12 protein-coding genes are annotated in these 18,392 nt (G+C 35.0%); 10 read left to right on the top strand and 2 right to left on the bottom strand.

The features are described from left to right. Positions 1-59: 59 nt before the first annotated feature. Positions 60-1,121 carry an NADH:flavin oxidoreductase gene (locus tag BUE84_RS15190; protein ID WP_079242395.1) on the top strand — a complete coding sequence of 354 codons (1,062 nt, stop codon included), beginning with the start codon at positions 60-62 and terminating at the stop codon, positions 1,119-1,121. A 225-nt stretch (positions 1,122-1,346) separates the two neighbouring features. Here the strand turns inward: BUE84_RS15190 and BUE84_RS24450 are convergent, their stop codons facing one another. Both BUE84_RS24450 and BUE84_RS15185 read right to left on the bottom strand, forming a co-directional pair. Continuing rightward, positions 1,347-1,511, bottom strand: coding sequence for a bacteriocin-like protein (locus tag BUE84_RS24450; RefSeq protein WP_157885757.1), 165 nt, complete (start codon positions 1,509-1,511; stop codon positions 1,347-1,349). A 196-nt stretch (positions 1,512-1,707) separates the two neighbouring features. After that, positions 1,708-2,910, bottom strand: coding sequence for an aminopeptidase C (locus BUE84_RS15185; RefSeq protein WP_034696380.1), 1,203 nt, complete (start codon positions 2,908-2,910; stop codon positions 1,708-1,710). Positions 2,911-3,109: 199 nt separating this feature from the next. Between BUE84_RS15185 and BUE84_RS15180 the strand changes: the two genes are divergently transcribed. The 9 genes from BUE84_RS15180 (at position 3,110) to BUE84_RS15140 (ending at position 18,379) form a co-directional block, all read left to right on the top strand. Continuing rightward, entirely contained in the window at positions 3,110-3,628 is a 519-nt protein-coding gene (locus tag BUE84_RS15180) for an RNA polymerase sigma factor (RefSeq protein WP_079242394.1), read from the top strand. Between the two features lie 12 nt (positions 3,629-3,640). Beyond that, a complete protein-coding gene (locus BUE84_RS15175) occupies positions 3,641-6,097 on the top strand; it encodes a vWA domain-containing protein (protein WP_079242393.1) in 2,457 nt (818 codons plus the stop codon). An 85-nt stretch (positions 6,098-6,182) separates the two neighbouring features. Further along, the gene (locus BUE84_RS15170) at positions 6,183-8,093 is read left to right on the top strand and encodes a vWA domain-containing protein (RefSeq protein WP_079242392.1); all 1,911 of its coding nucleotides are present in this window, start codon (positions 6,183-6,185) and stop codon (positions 8,091-8,093) included. Positions 8,094-8,156: 63 nt separating this feature from the next. Further along, the gene (locus BUE84_RS15165; protein ID WP_079242391.1) at positions 8,157-10,925 is read left to right on the top strand and encodes a hypothetical protein; all 2,769 of its coding nucleotides are present in this window, start codon (positions 8,157-8,159) and stop codon (positions 10,923-10,925) included. A 3-nt stretch (positions 10,926-10,928) separates the two neighbouring features. After that, the gene (locus tag BUE84_RS15160) at positions 10,929-15,449 is read left to right on the top strand and encodes a TonB-dependent receptor plug domain-containing protein (RefSeq protein ID WP_079242390.1); all 4,521 of its coding nucleotides are present in this window, start codon (positions 10,929-10,931) and stop codon (positions 15,447-15,449) included. A gap of 124 nt (positions 15,450-15,573) precedes the next feature. Continuing rightward, entirely contained in the window at positions 15,574-16,077 is a 504-nt protein-coding gene (locus BUE84_RS15155; protein ID WP_034696386.1) for a GbsR/MarR family transcriptional regulator, read from the top strand. Between the two features lie 79 nt (positions 16,078-16,156). After that, positions 16,157-17,101, top strand: coding sequence for a hypothetical protein (locus BUE84_RS15150; RefSeq protein ID WP_079242389.1), 945 nt, complete (start codon positions 16,157-16,159; stop codon positions 17,099-17,101). Further along, positions 17,094-17,756 (top strand): class I SAM-dependent methyltransferase, encoded by a 663-nt coding sequence (locus BUE84_RS15145; protein WP_079242388.1) that lies wholly within the window; start codon positions 17,094-17,096, stop codon positions 17,754-17,756. The genes BUE84_RS15150 and BUE84_RS15145 overlap by 8 nt, the downstream gene beginning before the upstream one ends. Before the next feature lie 146 nt (positions 17,757-17,902). After that, on the top strand, positions 17,903-18,379 hold the full coding sequence (locus BUE84_RS15140; RefSeq protein WP_079243958.1) for an SRPBCC family protein: 477 nt from the start codon (positions 17,903-17,905) through the stop codon (positions 18,377-18,379). The last annotated feature ends 13 nt before the right edge of the window (positions 18,380-18,392 follow it).

Genomic DNA, 18,392 nt, shown 5'->3' with positions numbered 1-18,392 from the left:
TACAAAAGTGAACTATTATTAGTTACTTTGTGTAACAATTATAAAATATAAATTTAAATATGAGTACATCATCATTATTTAAACCGTTTCAATACAAGAATTTACAGCTTAAAAATAGAATAGTAATGGCTCCTATGACCAGAGCACAATCTGACAATGGAGTTCCCACTCAGAATATTGCAGACTATTACGGAAGGAGAGCTGCTTCAGAAGTAGGATTAATTCTTTCTGAGGGAACTGTGATCAACAGACCTGGATCAAAGAACTTACAGAATATCCCTGATTTCTATGGTACAGAAGCATTAAATGGCTGGAAAAATGTCATCGATACTGTACATCAGAATGGAGGTAAAATGGGACCTCAGATCTGGCATGTAGGAGATACAAGAATGTCGGAAGACTATCCGTTAGTTCAAATGGAAAAAGCTTCAACAATGACAATTGAAGATATTCAGGATACCATTGCACAGTTTGCAGCATCCGCAAAATCAGCAAAAGATCTTGGTTTCGATTGTATTGAAATCCATGGAGCACATGGATACCTTATTGACCAGTTTTTCTGGGAAGTGACCAATACAAGGACTGACGAATACGGAGGTAAAACATTAAAAGAAAGAAGCAGATTTGCTGTAGAAGTAGTAAAAGCGATCAGAGCAGCAGTAGGAGAGGACTTTACCATTATTATCCGTCTTTCACAGTGGAAGCAGCAGGATTATAAAACAAGACTGGCATTCACTCCAAACGAAATGGAAGACTGGTTATTACCATTAAAAGAGGCTGGTGTAGATATTTTCCATTGTTCACAGCGTCGTTTCTGGGAACCGGAATTTGAAGGTTCTGATTTAAACTTTGCAGGATGGGCTAAAAAAATTACCGGACAGCCAACCATTACGGTAGGTTCAGTAGGTTTGAACGGTGATTTCCTGAATGCTTTTGCAGGGCAAGGAACAGAAAAAAGAGACCTTACAGAATTGATCAGAAGACTTGACAATGAAGAGTTTGATCTTGTTGCAGTAGGAAGAGCAATCTTACAGGATCATCAGTGGGTACAGAAGATCAAAGATGGCAATACTGAAGCACTTCTTGATTTTTCAGCAGAAAGTATGGGCGTTTTATTTTAATATCAATAATGAATTGTCAATTCATTTCGCGGTTGATTTTTTAACAGCATAATTTATTCACTGCAAGCTGGATTTGACGATTCAATCTGGTATTAAATCAGCATAATTCACTTTATTTTATATTTAATTTTCACCTATTTATTAAAGAACCCGATTTCAGAAACTCTGAAATCGGGTTTTTATTTACTTCTTTATAAACAATTTCTAAAAGCTTTGAATTCCTTTTTATAAGAATCTGCATCCTGTTGCAGCGGGTTCGCATGACCAATAAGCAGGAACACCATTTTCAGCTTTATGTCGGCATGCAACAGTATCGCCTTCGCATTGTGGAGCATTTCCTCCAATGATGTTCTTTAATGTCGATTTTGTTAATTTCTTTAGATTTTTCATGTTAATTAGTTTGTTGATTCATGCAAATATAATATTTTTTGTAAATCAAACAATACTTTGCACTAAAATGGGAAATATATTTTTTCAAATAACATATTCTAAAAACAAACCCGCTTCCGGAATTTCCAGAAGCGGGTTTTAACAGATTTAAATATCTAAAACTGCCTTAAAAAATGGCAGAAATGATTTCTTTATCTTATAAACCAATATTTTTAGTTGGCTTCAATTGTTTTAAGATGCTTTTTGGAATTGCATTTTTGTGAACAAGGATTGCTGTTGATTTGTATTCAACATAAGGTCTTGTTACGTAAAGATATCCGGCGAAATCATTGGTTACACCCCATGAGTTTTTCACCATATAATATTCTTTACCTGTCTGGTCTTTTGCCAAACCTACGATATGCATACCGTGGTCATCCGTTGTAGAAAGATTGTTAAGTGCTTTCTGACGCATGTCTTCACTGATGGTTTTATCTTTTTTAGGCTCAGTAAACAAAGTTTGTTTGTTCTCTGCAGTGATCTGGTCAAGATCCATATCCGGAACGTAAGCTACCCCGTTTTTATAAGAGAAATAAGGCTCAGAAACATCCGTTGCCCAACCTACAGAATATCCTTTTGTTACAGCATTGTCAATGATTGCAGTAAGGTCTTTCATCGGAACATTCCAGTCAGAATCGTGGCTCCAGTTATCAGGAATGGGAACTACAAATTTTTCATAGTAAGCATAATCTTTATAAGAAGATAATTCTACATAATCTTCAGGATTGATTCCTACTACTTCTTTAGCAAATGTTTTTGGAGTGTAGTTTTTCCCTTCATATGTGAAGTTAGCAGGTACTTTTCCTAAATATTCATCAAGAATAGCATCTACCGAATCCATCCAGTTATCTGTCAGTTTCCCTTTTGAAGAAGCCTGAACAAGGCTGTCAAGAACAGGTTTTAGTTTCCCTTGCATTTCCTTGAAGTTGTTGGTAGTCTGTCCAGCTTTTAATCCTGTATACACATCCTGAGGAACAGCTCCATACTTCTTATACATATTGATTACGTCGTGAAGTTCTCCTCCATCTCCCCAGCTGATAGCACCATTATTCAAAACGTATAATTTGGCTTTATCGTGGTAAGAATTTCTCGCTGTAAAGATTTCAGCAAGATCTACAGGTTTTTTGCCCATTCTCTGCATTTCAGATTCAAGGAAAGAGTTTCCGGAGTAGCTCCAGCAAGTTCCTGATGAACCCTGGTTCTTTACAGAAGTCGCGCCAACGTCTTTTAACGTTGTGAACTGAAAATTAGCATTTTGTGATTGGTTGTTTTTTAACTTATTGATTAAGTCATCTTGGGCAAACATCATACTTCCTGCAGACAAAACAAAAAGTAATGATGCAATTTTGGCATTTTTCATTACTATAAAAAGATTATTTATATTAAGAGTCGTTGATAATAGAGATTTGTTACACATGGAAAAGTTAAATTTGAAATTAAAAAAATCACAAAAAAGATTGAAATTATAGAGGCCAATTTACCCTTTTGCTCAAAAAAAGTTGATCATGTTTCCAACCCTTTCAAAAGTTTCCGCATCTATAATAATATAACTCCTGACTATGGAACAAGAATTATTATTGGAATGTCAGCGTAACAACCGCAATGCCCAGCGGAAAGTTTACGAGAAAATGGCGGGCAGGCTTTACTCAGTCTGCAGACGCTATTTGAAAAACGATGAAGATATAGAAGAAGTATTAGCCGATACATTCTACAAGATCTTCACGAAAATCACCCAGCTTCATAATGCAGATACCTTTGAAGCATGGGCAAGAAAAATTACGGTGAATGAATGCCTTCAGAAATTAAGATCCAACAAAGAACTGTTTATTTCTCTGGAAGAAAACTTCATTGATCATTCTGAAGGAACTACAGAAAACCTTTCCCTGGAAAAAGATATTCTGAGCTTATTGAATTTTCTCCCGGAAGGCTGCAGAGCCATCTTTAATCTTTTCGCTATTGAAGGATATCCTCATAAGGAAATAGCAATCATGCTTTCCATAAGCGAGGGAACATCAAAATCCCAACTCAATTTTGCAAGAAAAAAGTTGCAGGAACTTCTCGTAAATCAAAACATTTAAACTTTTACAACAATGGAAAATAATCATATAGATCAACAATTCAATGAAGCCTCCAGGCTTTCAGAAGAGCCAACTGTTTTTCCTGGTTTTGAGAAAGTATGGGGAAAGATTGAAGAGAAATTAGATAAAAAAGAAGAGAAAAAGAAAATCATTCCTCTTTGGCTACCCTATAGTATTGCTGCAAGTCTGATGATCGGTTTAGGGGCTTTTTACTTTATGGATAAAAAAGAGGTTGCAGAACCTTTACCATCTGCAATTGCAGAAAATAAAGTTTCAAAAAGTCCTGGTAATAAAGTTGATATTGCAAAAATAGACAGCATTACAAAGCATAATATCCAAAAAGAAAAAAATATTGTTAAGCCGGCAGAAAATATTGCAGTGAATACAATTCAGTTACCACCGAAATATTCTGTTGAGCTTCCTCCTCTTCCTCCGTCTTCGGATCATGTATATCAACCGGCAATCTCCGAAAATCAGTTAGTAAGAGAGAAAAGCGACATCGTATATGATGATAGGAAAGCTAATTACATTTCTTCCGGACAACGAAAAGATAGCAATAGAGTCACGAGTATTGATGAAGTTGTAATGGTTGGTTTTGGACAAAGGAAGGTAGTAAATTCAGTGACAGCATCCAGTACCGTTACAAGCTCTGTCAGTAATTTGCCTCAACCCACTACTTATTCTTCATTGGCAGGAAGGGTTGCAGGAATTCAAATCAATGGATCAGGAAATCAGGGGAGTAACATAGCTCCTGGAGATTTCAATAATTTTCAGCTGAGGATTAGAGGGACAGCTTCTATAAAACCAGAAAATCAGGCTTTGTTTGTTGTCAATGGAATGGTGACAAAAGATGAGGATTTCAGAAAATTAGATCCTAAAAAAATTGAAAGCATGAATGTTTTAAAAGGTGTTTCTGCTACAGCAATTTACGGAAATAAAGCAGCAAATGGAGTGATCGTGGTAACCACTAAAGATCCATCAAGAAGGGAAAGAAAAAGATTGAAAAAGCTGCAGGAAAAAATCAATAAACAACAGCCGATTACACAGGTTGCCCCCAATAATGAAAGTTATGATGCTTTTGTTGAAAATCCTTTTGAACTGACGCGCAACCAGCCGTTATCCACCTTCTCTATTGATGTTGATAATGCTTCTTATTCCAATGTGAGAAGAATGATCAATACTGGTCAGGGAGTCGATAAAAATGCTGTAAGAATCGAAGAAATGGTGAATTATTTCAAATATGATTATCCTCAGCCTAAAAATGAAGATCCTTTTTCAATCAATACAGAATACAACGATTCACCATGGAACCCTAAACATAAATTACTTAAAATAGGGCTTCAGGGAAAAAATCTTCCCACGGACAAACTGCCTGCATCCAACCTTGTATTTCTTATTGACGTTTCAGGCTCAATGAATGAGGAAAATAAATTACCATTATTAAAATCTTCCTTTAAAGTGCTGCTGAATCAGCTCAGACCAAAAGATAAAGTAGGGATTGTAGTCTATGCGGGAAGTGCAGGAATGGTTCTACCTCCTACTTCAGCAGGAGAAAAAGATAAAATTATTGAAGCACTGGATCATCTTCAGGCTGGCGGAAGTACAGCAGGAGGAGCTGGAATTGAGCTTGCTTATAAACTGGCGGAGGAAAACTTTGTAAAAGATGGAAATAACCGGGTTATTATTGCAACCGACGGAGACTTCAATGTAGGAATGTCTTCAACCTCAGATCTTAAAATGCTGATTGAAGATAAAAGAAAATCAGGCGTTTTCCTCACTTGCTTAGGTTTCGGGATGGGCAACTATAAAGACAATACGCTGGAAACCCTTGCCGATAAGGGAAACGGCAATTATGCTTATATTGATAATATGCAGGAAGCGAATAAGTTTCTGGGGAAAGAATTTGCAGGAAGTATGTATGCTATCGCAAAGGATGTAAAAATCCAGATTGAATTTAATCCTGAATATGTAAAATCATATCGCCTGATTGGTTACGAGAATAGAAAACTGAAAAATGAAGACTTTGCCAATGATAAAATCGATGCTGGAGAATTGGGAAGCGGACATACCGTTACCGCTTTGTATGAAGTGATTCCTGCAGATGTAAAATCGGATTTCGCTCCTAAAGAAAGTAATCTGAAATATACCCGGAATACTTCATCGAGAGAATTTGGAGATGAACTGGCAACAATTAAATTCAGATATAAAAAACCTGACGGAGATACCAGTCTTGAAATAAGTCAGATTGTTAAAAATACAGATAATAGAATATCTTCTGCAAGTCCGGATTTTAAATTTGCCTCTTCCGTAGCCTGGTTTGGGTTAGTATTAAGAAACTCAGAACTGATTACAAAAAAAGATCTTTCCGATATTGAAAACCTGGCTAAACAGGGAAAAAGTAAGGATGAAGAAGGCTATCGTTCAGAATTTATAAGGCTGATAGAGAGCTATAAAACAATTCAAAAGTAATTTTTAAGAGAAGAAATCTGTTTTATTTAACAATTATTAACAGGATTGAATTAATTTTAATAATTTCCTGTCGAAATTTTTAAAGATGAAAAAAATTGTAATAACCATGCTAGGGCTTGTTGCATTGACAAGCTGTAAAATTCAAAAAAATACTGAAAAAGCCAATGAACCAAAGACTTACAGTGTCAGGAAAGATAAAGATCAGGATGGGATTCCTAATCAATTAGATAAATGTCCTGATATTGCCGGTCCGGTAGAAAATGAGGGCTGTCCGTGGGTAGAGTCGGATGGAGACGGTGTTATTGATAAAGATGACGCATGTCCTACAGTGGCAGGACCTCCTGAAAATAATGGCTGTCCGTGGCCGGACACAGATGGAGATGGTATTTTGGATAAAGACGATGCCTGTCCTACGGTTCCGGGATTACCGGAATATAATGGCTGCCCGAAACCAAAGTCAGTTACTGCAATGGAAGTAGTAAGTTCCAGATCGATATCCTATGAATCAGGAAGAGTTTATGACCATCAGGTTGGTGACAAAAAAAATGTTAAAAAGACTACAAAAAAGGTAGATCAGGATATTGATTATAACAATGAAGAATATGCAGCGTTAGTTGAAAATGCATTTGAATTAACCCGTAATCAACCTGTTTCTACATTCTCTATTGATGTAGACAATGCATCCTATTCCAATGTCAGAAGAATGATCAGTTATGGATCTAAGGTTGATAAAAACTCAGTGAGGGTAGAAGAGATGATTAATTATTTTAGATATGATTATCCACAGCCTGCCAATGGCGATCCTTTTTCAATTAATACAGAATACAGTGAATCTCCATGGAATCCTAAACATAAACTGCTCAAAATAGGACTTCAGGGGAAAAATATTCCGATGGATCGTCTGCCTGCATCCAATATTGTTTTCCTTATCGATGTTTCAGGGTCAATGGATGCAGAAAATAAACTTCCCTTGCTGAAGTCTTCTCTTAAAGTTTTACTGAACCAGCTCAGACCTAAGGATAAGGTTGGGATTGTAGTCTATGCGGGAAGTGCAGGAGTGGTTTTACCCCCAACGTCAGCAGGTGAAAAAGAAAAAATTATTAAAGCGTTGGATAATCTTCAGGCCGGAGGAAGCACAGCCGGAGGAGCTGGAATTGAACTTGCTTATAAACTAGCGAAGCAAAACTTTATAAAAGGAGGAAATAACAGAGTTGTTCTGGCAACAGACGGTGATTTTAATGTGGGAGCTTCTTCTACCACCGATATTGAAGCGTTGATAACAGAAAAAAGGAAAACCGGAATCTTCCTTACCTGTCTTGGCTATGGAATGGGAAATTACAAAGACAATACCATGGAAATTCTGGCGGACAAAGGAAATGGAAATTATGCCTATATTGATAATATGCAGGAAGCCAATAAATTCTTGGGAAGAGAATTTGCAGGAAATATTTATACCATTGCCAAAGATGTAAAAGTGCAGATTGAATTTAATCCTAAATATGTAAAATCATACCGACTGATTGGTTATGAAAACAGAAAACTAAGAAATGAAGACTTTGTAAATGATAAGATTGATGCAGGAGAACTAGGAAGCGGACATACAGTAACTGCTTTATATGAAGTTATCCCGTCAAATGTAGAGTCTGAATTTATCCCACAAGAAACAAAATTGAAATACTCTGAAATTTCTAAGAAGAAGAACTTTGGAGATGAAATGGCAACGGTAAAATTCAGGTACAAAAAATCTGATGGAGACAAAAGCATTGAGATAACTAAAGTGATTAAAAAAGAAGATAAATCTTCAGTAAGTCCGGATTTTAAATTTGCCTCTTCCGTAGCCTGGTTCGGGTTAGTATTAAGAAACTCAGAACTGATTACAAAAAAAGATCTTTCCGATATTGAAAACCTTGCTAAACAGGGAAAAAGTAAGGATGAAGAAGGCTACCGGTCAGAATTTTTAAAGCTGATAGAAAGCTATAAAACAATTCAAAAGTAATTCATAAAAAAGAAATTTCCCCGGAAATTTCTTTTTTTATATTTTTAAGCATACTAACAACCGATGAAAAAGAATTATTTGCTGTTACTGCCATTTACGATTACCCTATTACAGGCACAAAATTCACAACTCTATTACTCTGGTAAATTTTTAACAACTAAAGATAAGGAGCAGAATTTTTTAAAGGTTTATAATAAAAACAGCGGTATTTATGAACTAACTGATGAGGAAGGATTTGCTATTATTGCGGCTAAACCTTATGATACCCTTGTATGGAATCAAGGGAAAAATACCCATGTTATTTCTTCTTATGAACTCAGAGAATTAAAAGCGATTCTGGAAAATCAGACAGGAAGTAAAAGTGTTGAAAATATTTACAGTAAAGCCTATGACAGTCTTGTTTCAAAGGAAATTAAAGACGATTTCAGTATTGAAAAAACTAAAAACCTCCTAAGTAAAAGATCTCACTCATATTTTGATAAAATAAGAAAATTAAAACAAAAGAACGATAGTGTTTATGTTTTAAAAAGGATCAATGAGACAACATTACTCTTTAACGGAAGCTTTACCACATCTTTTGATATTAAAAGCAGGAATGCTGTTCCGGAGACTCAAAATAAGTATGTTCAGGGAAGATCTGAAAATGGAAATCTTGTTTGGAAAGGCCCCGAAACGAATGAAATGTTCAGTTTTGGACCAGATATATCAACTCTTGGATTTAATGGATTACCTTATGAGTACGACCAGAATGGAAAACTGATTCCGTGGGTTAATGCGCTTCAGCGTGCGCAAAGATACGATAACAACCTTTTTAAAACTACGGTAGGTTATAATAACCAGTTGAATGTAAATGCTTTTATAAAACAGGGGAACAATGAAAAACTTCGTCTTTCACTGAATCTGGGACAGCAAAAGAACCAGATGTATTTTATTGATCAGTTTGATATTACCAATACCCTTAAAGCAAAACTTAACGCAGATTTGGGTAGATATTACATTAATCTAGCTTTCAATTATGAAGAAAATAGAGCAACCAATACCAATAGAATAGGTTTGTTCAACAGAGCTTACCAAAATTCATTGTTAACGCCGGTTTCTTTTTCAAATGAACAAAATACTTTGCTGAATAATGGCTCACAGAGAAGCTACAGCAAATATGCAGACAATCCTTCATTCCTTTTTGAGCAGGATAGCAAATACCATTTTAAGAATCAGGACAGGCAGTTGAGTCTTAATGTAGCGAGAGACTGGAATAACTTTAAACTGAATATCACTCAGGCCTATGAAAATATTACTATCTGGAATCAGGACCAATATAAACCTTCTACTTATGGTTTCCTCAGCGGTGTATCGAATGAAAGGATTCAAAACAACAGCTCTTATCATTCCAATATACAGGGCTCTTATTCATTGGGAGACTATGACTTTAGAAATACTTTCAGTCTGAATTTTATTTTAAATGATAAAAAATCCGACATTTATAACAGCCTGACTCATCAAAAATATCTCTATCAGAGAACTTCACAGGATCATATTTTTAATTATAATATGAATATCCGCGATTATGATTTTGAAGCAGGTTTTAATCTTGGGAATTCATTTTATATCTCCAATACTTCCCTTAAAAATAATTATTGGCTTCCAAAGGCTAACTTTTATTTGACGTTCAATGGGATCTTCAATTGGTATAATTACAATTTTAAATTATTGGGAAGCTACACACAATTAAGCTCCGAGCCGGAAATTACAAGATCCTATGCTTCGTATTCTACTACTTTGCTGAATGCAGAAAATTACAATCAATATTTTCCGGTACAGGAAGTGGAAAGCTTCAGAGGTTTATCCAATATCAATACTAGAGAATGGAAAATTGGAACCAGGCTGAATCTTGGGTATAAAATGAGTGTAGAAGGAGAGTATTTTAATAAAAAAAATAAAGATGATATATTTCCTGTTTTTGAAAACAATCAGCTGATATTAAAGAATATAGCAGATCATACGTACAGCGGGTATGAATTCAATTTTGCTTACGAAAAGTTGCAGCTTGGATATGATTTGTATATCACCAATAAAATTTCATTCTTTAAATACAAAGATATTGTAGACCGCATGGCTCCCGGATATCAGAACCATGCTGTTTCAGGATTCAAAGATATTTATAAAACACTATCAGAAGGACAGGTTTTGGGGGCTGTGATGGGAAGTTACTTTGAAAGAAATGCAGACGGACAAGTGATTATTGATGAGTTTGGATTTCCTAAAAAAGCAGACGGAATGAAAATTATTGCAGATCCTACACCGGATTTTGTGATGAAATTCAACCACAGTTTTGCCTATAAAAATTGGTCCTTAGATATCAATTGGGAATGGAAAAAAGGGGGCCACCTCTGGAACGGAACACAGGCTGTTCTCGATTACTACGGTCGTTCTTATGGCTCGGGAGAAGAAAGGAATATCAAAAATTATATTTTCGAAGGCGTACAGGCCAATGGAACTGTCAACCAGATTCCTGTTGATTTCTATGATCCTGGCCGGAATGTTCTGGAAAACAGATGGTCGAAGTACGGTTATTTAGGGGTGGCTGAAAATTATGTTCAAAAGGCAGATTATATAAGAATCAACAATATATCACTTTCCTCAGATTTCCCGATTAACCATAATAAACAGACTCTCAGACTGACTTTTTATGTAAATAATATTATGCTTTGGCAGGCCAATAAAGGCGTAGATCCTAATCAGAATTTCTACGATTTGAGTAATGGAAGAGGACTGGATTTTTTTAATCTTCCTTCCTTTAAAACATTTGGCTGTATTGTTTCTCTTAAATTTTAACTCATGAATCTCAAGTTTATATCACCCTATATCATCCTGCTGTGCTTATTATTTTCAGGCTTTTCTGTGAAGGGGCAGCAACCATTTCAGGATTTTGAAAAAGAAAAGACCTACATTCAGACCAATCATGTTTTTTATAAACCTGGGGAGCACATGTATTTTAAAATATATGTTGTTAAAGGAAACAATAATTTACCAGTCGAAGAAAGCAGAGTCGTAAATTTTGAAATAACAGATCCTGCAGGAAGTGTTGTGAGAAAATTAAAATACGAAATTACCAATGGATATGCCCGGGGAGACTTCTATTTTGCTGAAGACATGAAGGGTGGCATCTATAAAATCAGAGCTTTTACCAACTGGATGCAGAATGAAGAAGGCAAAAATGCATTTGAGAAAGAAATTACCCTTCAGAAAATAGTATCACCAAGGATTTTAATGAAGCTTGATTTTCCTAAAAAAGGATATGGCCCGGGAGATGAGGTAAGTGCCGATTTTTCAATGAGAAGTCTTAGCAATCTTCCGATTCCTTTTTATGAAGCGGATTACACAGTAATGCACAACGGAGAAACCATTTCAGAAGGAAAACTTATTACCGATAAAGAAGGTAAAAAACTGTTGAGATTTAAGCTTCCTGAGATCTTGGAATCCTCTGATGCTCTTTTGAATATCAAAGTGAATTTTGACGGGTTTACCGAATCCATTTCCAGAAATATTCCTATTGTTCTGAATAATCTGGATGTGAAATTCTTACCGGAAGGCGGAACTTTTATCAATGGAATAGAACAGAATATCGCTTTTAAAATTCTGGATGAGTTTGAAAAACCTGTAGATGCTGTTCTGGCAGTTTACAATCAGAATCACGAAAAAATAAAAGAAATTTCAGCCTACAATTTCGGAATGGGAAGCTTCCGGTTTAGCCCTAAAATAGGAGAAAATTATTATGCGAAAGTTGTAAAGCCGGAAAATATTACCCAGACTTTTAATCTCCCCGTAGCAAAAAATGAAGGACTGGTTTTGAATATTCAGAATGAAAATAAAAACCTGAATTTTACCATTCTTTCTACCCAGGAAAAAACAATTACCCTGCTGGGAAGTTTCCGCGGAAAAGAAGTTTACAGCAAAATCATTTCGCTGAAAAAAGGAATGAATTCTTTGGAAATTGCAGAAAAGGATTTCCCCACAGGAATCTGCAGGTTTACCGTTCTGGAAAACAGTATGCCGCTTGCAGAACGGATTGTTTTTGCCAATAAAGTAAACCAGCTGAATATAAAAGTTACTCCTGTAAAGAAACATTATCTGCCGAGAGAAAAAGTAATGCTGAATATTGAAACTACAGATGAAAATAATAAACCCGTTCCCGCTAATCTTGGAATAAGTGTAGTAGATGATAAGCTATGGACATATGCTGATGATAAGCAGAATCATATTATTTCCTGGCTTTTGATGGACTCTGAGCTCAAAGGGAAAATTGAAAAACCTCAGTTTTATTTCGATAAAAAAGAAGAAAAAGCAGATAAAAGCTTAGATCTTGTGATGCTGACAAACGGTTATCGATATTTTGAACCTATTCCGGAAATTCTGAAGACCAATAAATACAAATACCTTCCTGAAAAGAAAAACACAATCTATGGCGTGGTAGAAGATGAAAACAAAAAGCCGGTGAAAGCAGATATTTTTCTTTTGGATACAGATAATAAAAAAATTCTCAAGCAGACTGTTGCAGAAAATGGAAAGTTCTATTTTTCGGATTTAAATGCTGATTATTCATACAAAATTATTGCAAAATCTTTTCAGCCCAAACATCAGCTGAAAATCAGAATTCTGTCTTATAATCTGGATATTAATCCTTTAGTAAAACAGAAATTGACCAACATAGACGTAGAAGAAATTGTAAAGGAAGCTGAAAGAAAAGAAGAAGTAAAAACAGAAAATAAAAACAAAACCAGTCAGTTAAATCCCCCACGAAGATCAAAAACTGATACAATCAGAAGGAATGCAAGTATTGAAGAAGTAGTTGTGCTGGGGTACAGTGTAAAGAAAGATCAATTAGCGGTTGCTTCTACAACAGTAGCTTCTTCTATGGAAATGCAGAATGCCAGTGTAACTTCTCTGTTGAGTGGAAAAGTTGCCGGAGTAGTGGTAACAAACACCGGACAGCCGGGAGCAGGAGAACAGATCAATATTAGAGGAACAGCCTCCATGACCAATAAGAACCCTCTATTCATTGTGGATGGTATTCCTGTCGAAAACTTTAATACGACGATCAATCCAAATGATATCAGCAGTATTACCGTTTTGAAAGATGCTGCTGCTACTGCTATTTATGGAAGCAGAGCTGTGAATGGAGTAGTGGTCGTCAACTCATCCAAAAATAGAAAATCAGAAATAAGTTTTGATATTACTCCGAAATCTTATCTCGCCATACAAGCCTTGCCTTATGGAAAACTTATCTCATATGCTGGGGCAAGAGAATTTGTTTATCCTGAATATAAAACAACCAATACCTCTTACCGTTTTGATTACAGAGAAGCACTTTACTGGAATCCGGTAGTAGAGACGGATAAAAATGGGAAGGCAAAAGTAGAGTTTTATAATTCAGATACCAATTCCACTTTCAGAATTATGACAGAAGGAATTGCTGCATCAGGACTTGTAGGGAGAGATGAAACAACGTATGCTGCCCAGAGTTTGATTTCAATAGATGCCAAAATTCCACAATATCTGACAAGAACAGATCAGATGATAATTCCTGTGGTAATTAAAAATAATTCTCCTGAAACGCGCAAAATGACCATGGATGTAATTGTTCCGAACCATGTAAAACTCATCAGTTCCGATAGTCTTATCACTCTGAAGCCATTGGAATCAGGAAGATTATTTGTAAGAATACAGACCGATGAGATAGTGAATTCCAATATTCAATTTACCATAAGATCCGGAGATTTCAGAGAAACAATGATTCTTCCGTTTAAAGTTGAAGAAAAAGGATTTCCCCATCAGTTTTCCATTATCAATAACAAAACAGAAGAGATAAAAATCAATATTCCGGAGTATATCAATGGAAGCTTATTTTCCTCATATTATGTGTTTGAAAGCACTGCTTTGCAATTGTTTGACAATCTGGCACAATTGAAGAAAGAGCCTTACGGATGCTTTGAACAGCTTTCATCAACGGTGTATCCTAATATTTTTATTCTGGATTATTTGAAATCAAGTAAAAAAATAAATACAGCAACAGAGAATGAAGTCATTAAAAATATGAAAAAAGGCTTCCAGAAAATGTTGAGCTATAAAAATAAAGATGGAGGATTCGGGTATTTCAACAGCGAGGAATCGGATGTGTCACTTTCAGCGTTTGCATTATTAGAATTTACCGAATTAAAGAAGTATGTAAATCCGGACGCTAAGCTTATCCATGGGCTCTCCACATTTATTCTGTCGAAAAAGGATGCAAACGGATTATTCGAAGTTAGAAAGCCTTATGAATCCAAAAAAGATTTTTCTGAATTTTCCTGGTCTAGAAATATGTATGTTGTATATGCTCTGTCCAAACTTGGGTTTAAAAATAAAATTGAAGATTCCTTTCAGGTAACGCTCAAAAGAGCTTTAGTTACAAAAGATTCTTATCAGCTGGCTTTGCTTGCCAATGCTGCGGCTCACTTAGGAAAACAAAAGGAATATGATAACCTGATGCAGATGCTGGACCAGCAGTATGAAACGAAGAATATAAAATCTAAAATCACTTTTACAGGTTCATGGGGAATGTCTGCGGATGCAGAAACACTTTCATTATATATAATGGCGCTTCAGAAAGATGAGAAGTTCAATGAGTTGAAAATTGCTGAAGTAGCTGATCAACTTATTGGTCTCAATGGATATTACGGATTCGGTTCTACACAGGCCACAACACTGGCAATACAGGCATTATCTGATTTTTTCTCTAAAAATGGAAAATTGTATGGGACTGAAAAACCTGATATCAGGATTAATAATGCAAAAGTCTCACCTATGATAAGTGCTTCATCAGCATTTAAAGCCGGAGAAAATACTATTAATGTTCACTATCCAAATAAAAATGGACTTCCATATAAGTTTGAATATCAATATTATACATTGCAAGCTCCGGAAAGCAAAGATATTCCTATTACCATGGAGACAAAATTAAAATCCGGAATATCTAAAGTAGGGGAGACTAAGAGAATGACCATTACCGTAAAAAACAAAATAAACGGAGAGCTGCCAATGACCATAGCAAAAATTGGTGTACCAGCAGGACTGACTCTGCAAAATGCCTTACTGAAAGATATGGTTGATAAAAAACAGGTTTCTTACTATGAGGTTTTTGATAACTATCTGGTTTTATATTGGGAACATTTTAATGACGAGGAAACAAAAACCGTTAATCTTGACCTTAAAGTAGAATTTGCAGGAACTTACACAGGAAAATCAAGTAATGTTTATCTCTATTATATGCCGGAAGCAAAATATTGGAGCCAAGGGATTACAACCAGTATTGAACCTTAATTTTTATAAGTTAAAACAGGTATTCTAAGGAGATCTGTTTTAATTTTAAAATTAATTTTCAAAAATTATTGAAAATTCAAAAAATATAATTACATTTGTTACAGAAATTAAAAACGGAAACAAGATGCAACTTTCAGAAGCAAAAGAAAAATACATTCAGACCTGGGGAACCTTTGCTACCAATTGGGGAATCAACCGTACGATGGCACAGGTGCATGCATTGCTTCTGGCGAGCGGAAAACCTCTTTCTACTGATGAAGTCATGGAACAGCTGGAAATTTCAAGAGGAAATGCCAATATGAATCTCCGTGCTCTGATAGACTGGGGAATCGTGAAAAAAGAATTTGTAAAAGGCGACCGTAAAGAATATTTCGTAGCAGAAAAAGATGTCTGGTATCTGTTCAAACAAATTACAAAAGAAAGAAGAAAAAGAGAGATTGAACCAGTCATTTCCTTTCTTGAAGAATTAAAAAATATTGAGGATAAAGATTCAGAAGAAGCACAGGAATTTATCAAGCTGATGAATGATTTCAGTTCTGTAACCGGAAAAATCAACAACATCATGGATCTGGCGATAAAAAGTGATGACCACTGGCTGGTAGGGAAGATTACCAATCTGTTGAAATAAAGAACAAAAGAGGATGAAAATCCTTTTTTATTTCAATCTAATTTTCAAAAATTACTGAAAATATAAAACTTATAATATCATGAAGAATTTTTTAAAACGTTATCTCTATTTAAGTCTCTTTCTGACTGTTGTTTTAATTGTTGCCGTATGGTTTTTTCTTGTTGCCAAAGGTGAATATGGAGTGACAATGTTCCTCACCATTCCGGTTTCTATTGGATTTATCATCGGATATGTAAAGTATTTTAAAAAAATTGGATTAATGAATGTTCTGAAGACTATCTTAAAAATAGTTTTAGGATTAGTCATTTTCTCTCTGATTTTAATAGGAGCTGGTGTAGAAGGAGCTATTTGCATTATTATGGCTATTCCATTTATTGGCTTTGCGATGTTCGTGGGCTTCAATATTGGTTTTATCATAGGAGTATTTGACGAAAAACGGCATACCGGAAGTGTTATAGTATTTATTCTTTTTATCAATCCTGCATCTTATATTTTCGATACCTATACAAAACCTATTGAGGAAACTATTACAACAGAAATGATTGTGAATTCTTCCAATGAAAAAGTTTGGAAACTTTTAAATACACAAATCAATTTCGATACTCCTGATTTTATACTGTTTGAAAAAGGAGTCAGTTATCCAAAGAATATAAAACTTGTTAATGACAACGGAAAATTGGGCTATAGCTGTCAGACCAATAATGATGAATTACAACTTAATATCAATGAATTTATTGAAAATAAAAAAGTGAAATTCTTTTTGGAAAATCAGACTGTTCCAATGAAAGAAATAACACCTTATCAAAATATTGATGCTAAGCATTTGCACGATTATTTTATTGTGAAATATGGCGAAATTACTTTAGATAAGCTATCAGAAAATAGAACAAAGATCATTGCAAAAACAAAATACAGTTACAAAATTGCCCCCACCTGGTATTGGAAAAATTGGTCCGGCTATATCATTGATAAAATGCAAAACCATGTATTACAATCTATAAAAACACAATCTGAAAATGAATGATCTGCAAAAATATTTTGACAACCTGCAACCCAGGTATTATGTTAATGAAATTGCATCTTTAGGGTTTACCAGACTGTTTAGGAAAATGGCTGTTCAAAAGGTGAAAAGCTACGGGGATAAAAGAGTTTTGGACTTGATGAGCGGGCAGGGAGAAAATTTAGAATTTATACAGGCACACAATGATAATACAGAAATTGTAGCACTGGATTTCTCATCAGCAATGCATATGAAACTGGCTGCAACATTCAAAAACAAATTGTCAATACAACAGATCCGGAACGATTTTTTCGAAAGCCAGATTCCCGATCATTCTATGGATATTATCCTTTGCTCTTACGGGACAAAGACGATAGAAGAAGACCAGAAGCCGATTTTTGCAGATAAACTTTCAAATATCATTGATGAGAAAGGTGAAATTATCATTGTAGAATTTGTGAAACCTAAAACAAAGTGGAGATTCAATTGTGTGAAATGGTATATAGAGGTTCTTGTGACAAAGGTTTTTGGGAATGAATTTGGAAAATTGTTCCATTATATCAATAAAAATGAAAGCCTGGAAGATCTTAAAGATCAGTTTATCAAAAACGGACTCTCCATTATATCGCACAAAAGATATCTGGATTTGGTTGAAATTCTTCATGTGAAAAGAAACTAGTTTTTTATTTGAACCCATATTTCAAAAATTACTGAAAATTTTAAATGAATAATAATTATGAGAAATTTAATCATTCACTTATTCCTGATTATTTATTTCAGACGAAAAGGATCACTTTAAACTATAAAATTTTAAACCTTAAAAAAATGTCAACCATCTATTTAAATACAGTCATCAAAGCAGATATTCACTATGTTTTTGATCTGGCAAGAAATATTGATCTGCATCAGCAGTCCACCTCAAAATCTCATGAAAAAGCCATTGCAGGACGTACTTCAGGACTGATTGAAGAAAATGAAACCGTAACCTGGCGGGCAAAACATCTGGGAGTATATCAAAACCTCACTACAAAAATTGTCAGCATGGAAAAACCGTTTCAGTTTATTGATGTCATGCAGAAAGGAGCTTTCAAGTTCATGCGCCACCATCATATTTTTAAATCTGTAAACGGAAATACTTTGATGACAGATATTTTCGAATTTGAATCTCCGCTGGGCATCATTGGAAAGCTATTTAATGCTGTTTTTCTAAGAACGTATCTCAAAAACTTTCTGATTCAAAGAAATGAAATGATCAAAACCATTGCAGAATCTTCTGTCCGTGACGGAATTGCGATTTTTTAACCTAAAAAACATA

Origin of the sequence: Chryseobacterium indologenes (assembly GCF_002025665.1) — a bacterium.
In the GTDB taxonomy this organism is placed as follows: Bacteria; Bacteroidota; Bacteroidia; order Flavobacteriales; family Weeksellaceae; genus Chryseobacterium; species Chryseobacterium metallicongregator.
This window is presented reverse-complemented; position numbering and strand designations above follow the sequence as displayed.

What these genes read in the sequence shown, in the direction of transcription:
- BUE84_RS15190 (WP_079242395.1), top strand. Translation starts at nt 60, where the DNA reads ATGAGTACATCATCATTATTTAAACCGTTTCAATACAAGAATTTACAG.
- BUE84_RS24450 (WP_157885757.1), bottom strand. Translation starts at nt 1,511, where the DNA reads ATGAAAAATCTAAAGAAATTAACAAAATCGACATTAAAGAACATCATT.
- BUE84_RS15185 (WP_034696380.1), bottom strand. Translation starts at nt 2,910, where the DNA reads ATGAAAAATGCCAAAATTGCATCATTACTTTTTGTTTTGTCTGCAGGA.
- BUE84_RS15180 (WP_079242394.1), top strand. Translation starts at nt 3,110, where the DNA reads ATGGAACAAGAATTATTATTGGAATGTCAGCGTAACAACCGCAATGCC.
- BUE84_RS15175 (WP_079242393.1), top strand. Translation starts at nt 3,641, where the DNA reads ATGGAAAATAATCATATAGATCAACAATTCAATGAAGCCTCCAGGCTT.
- BUE84_RS15170 (WP_079242392.1), top strand. Translation starts at nt 6,183, where the DNA reads ATGAAAAAAATTGTAATAACCATGCTAGGGCTTGTTGCATTGACAAGC.
- BUE84_RS15165 (WP_079242391.1), top strand. Translation starts at nt 8,157, where the DNA reads ATGAAAAAGAATTATTTGCTGTTACTGCCATTTACGATTACCCTATTA.
- BUE84_RS15160 (WP_079242390.1), top strand. Translation starts at nt 10,929, where the DNA reads ATGAATCTCAAGTTTATATCACCCTATATCATCCTGCTGTGCTTATTA.
- BUE84_RS15155 (WP_034696386.1), top strand. Translation starts at nt 15,574, where the DNA reads ATGCAACTTTCAGAAGCAAAAGAAAAATACATTCAGACCTGGGGAACC.
- BUE84_RS15150 (WP_079242389.1), top strand. Translation starts at nt 16,157, where the DNA reads ATGAAGAATTTTTTAAAACGTTATCTCTATTTAAGTCTCTTTCTGACT.
- BUE84_RS15145 (WP_079242388.1), top strand. Translation starts at nt 17,094, where the DNA reads ATGAATGATCTGCAAAAATATTTTGACAACCTGCAACCCAGGTATTAT.
- BUE84_RS15140 (WP_079243958.1), top strand. Translation starts at nt 17,903, where the DNA reads ATGTCAACCATCTATTTAAATACAGTCATCAAAGCAGATATTCACTAT.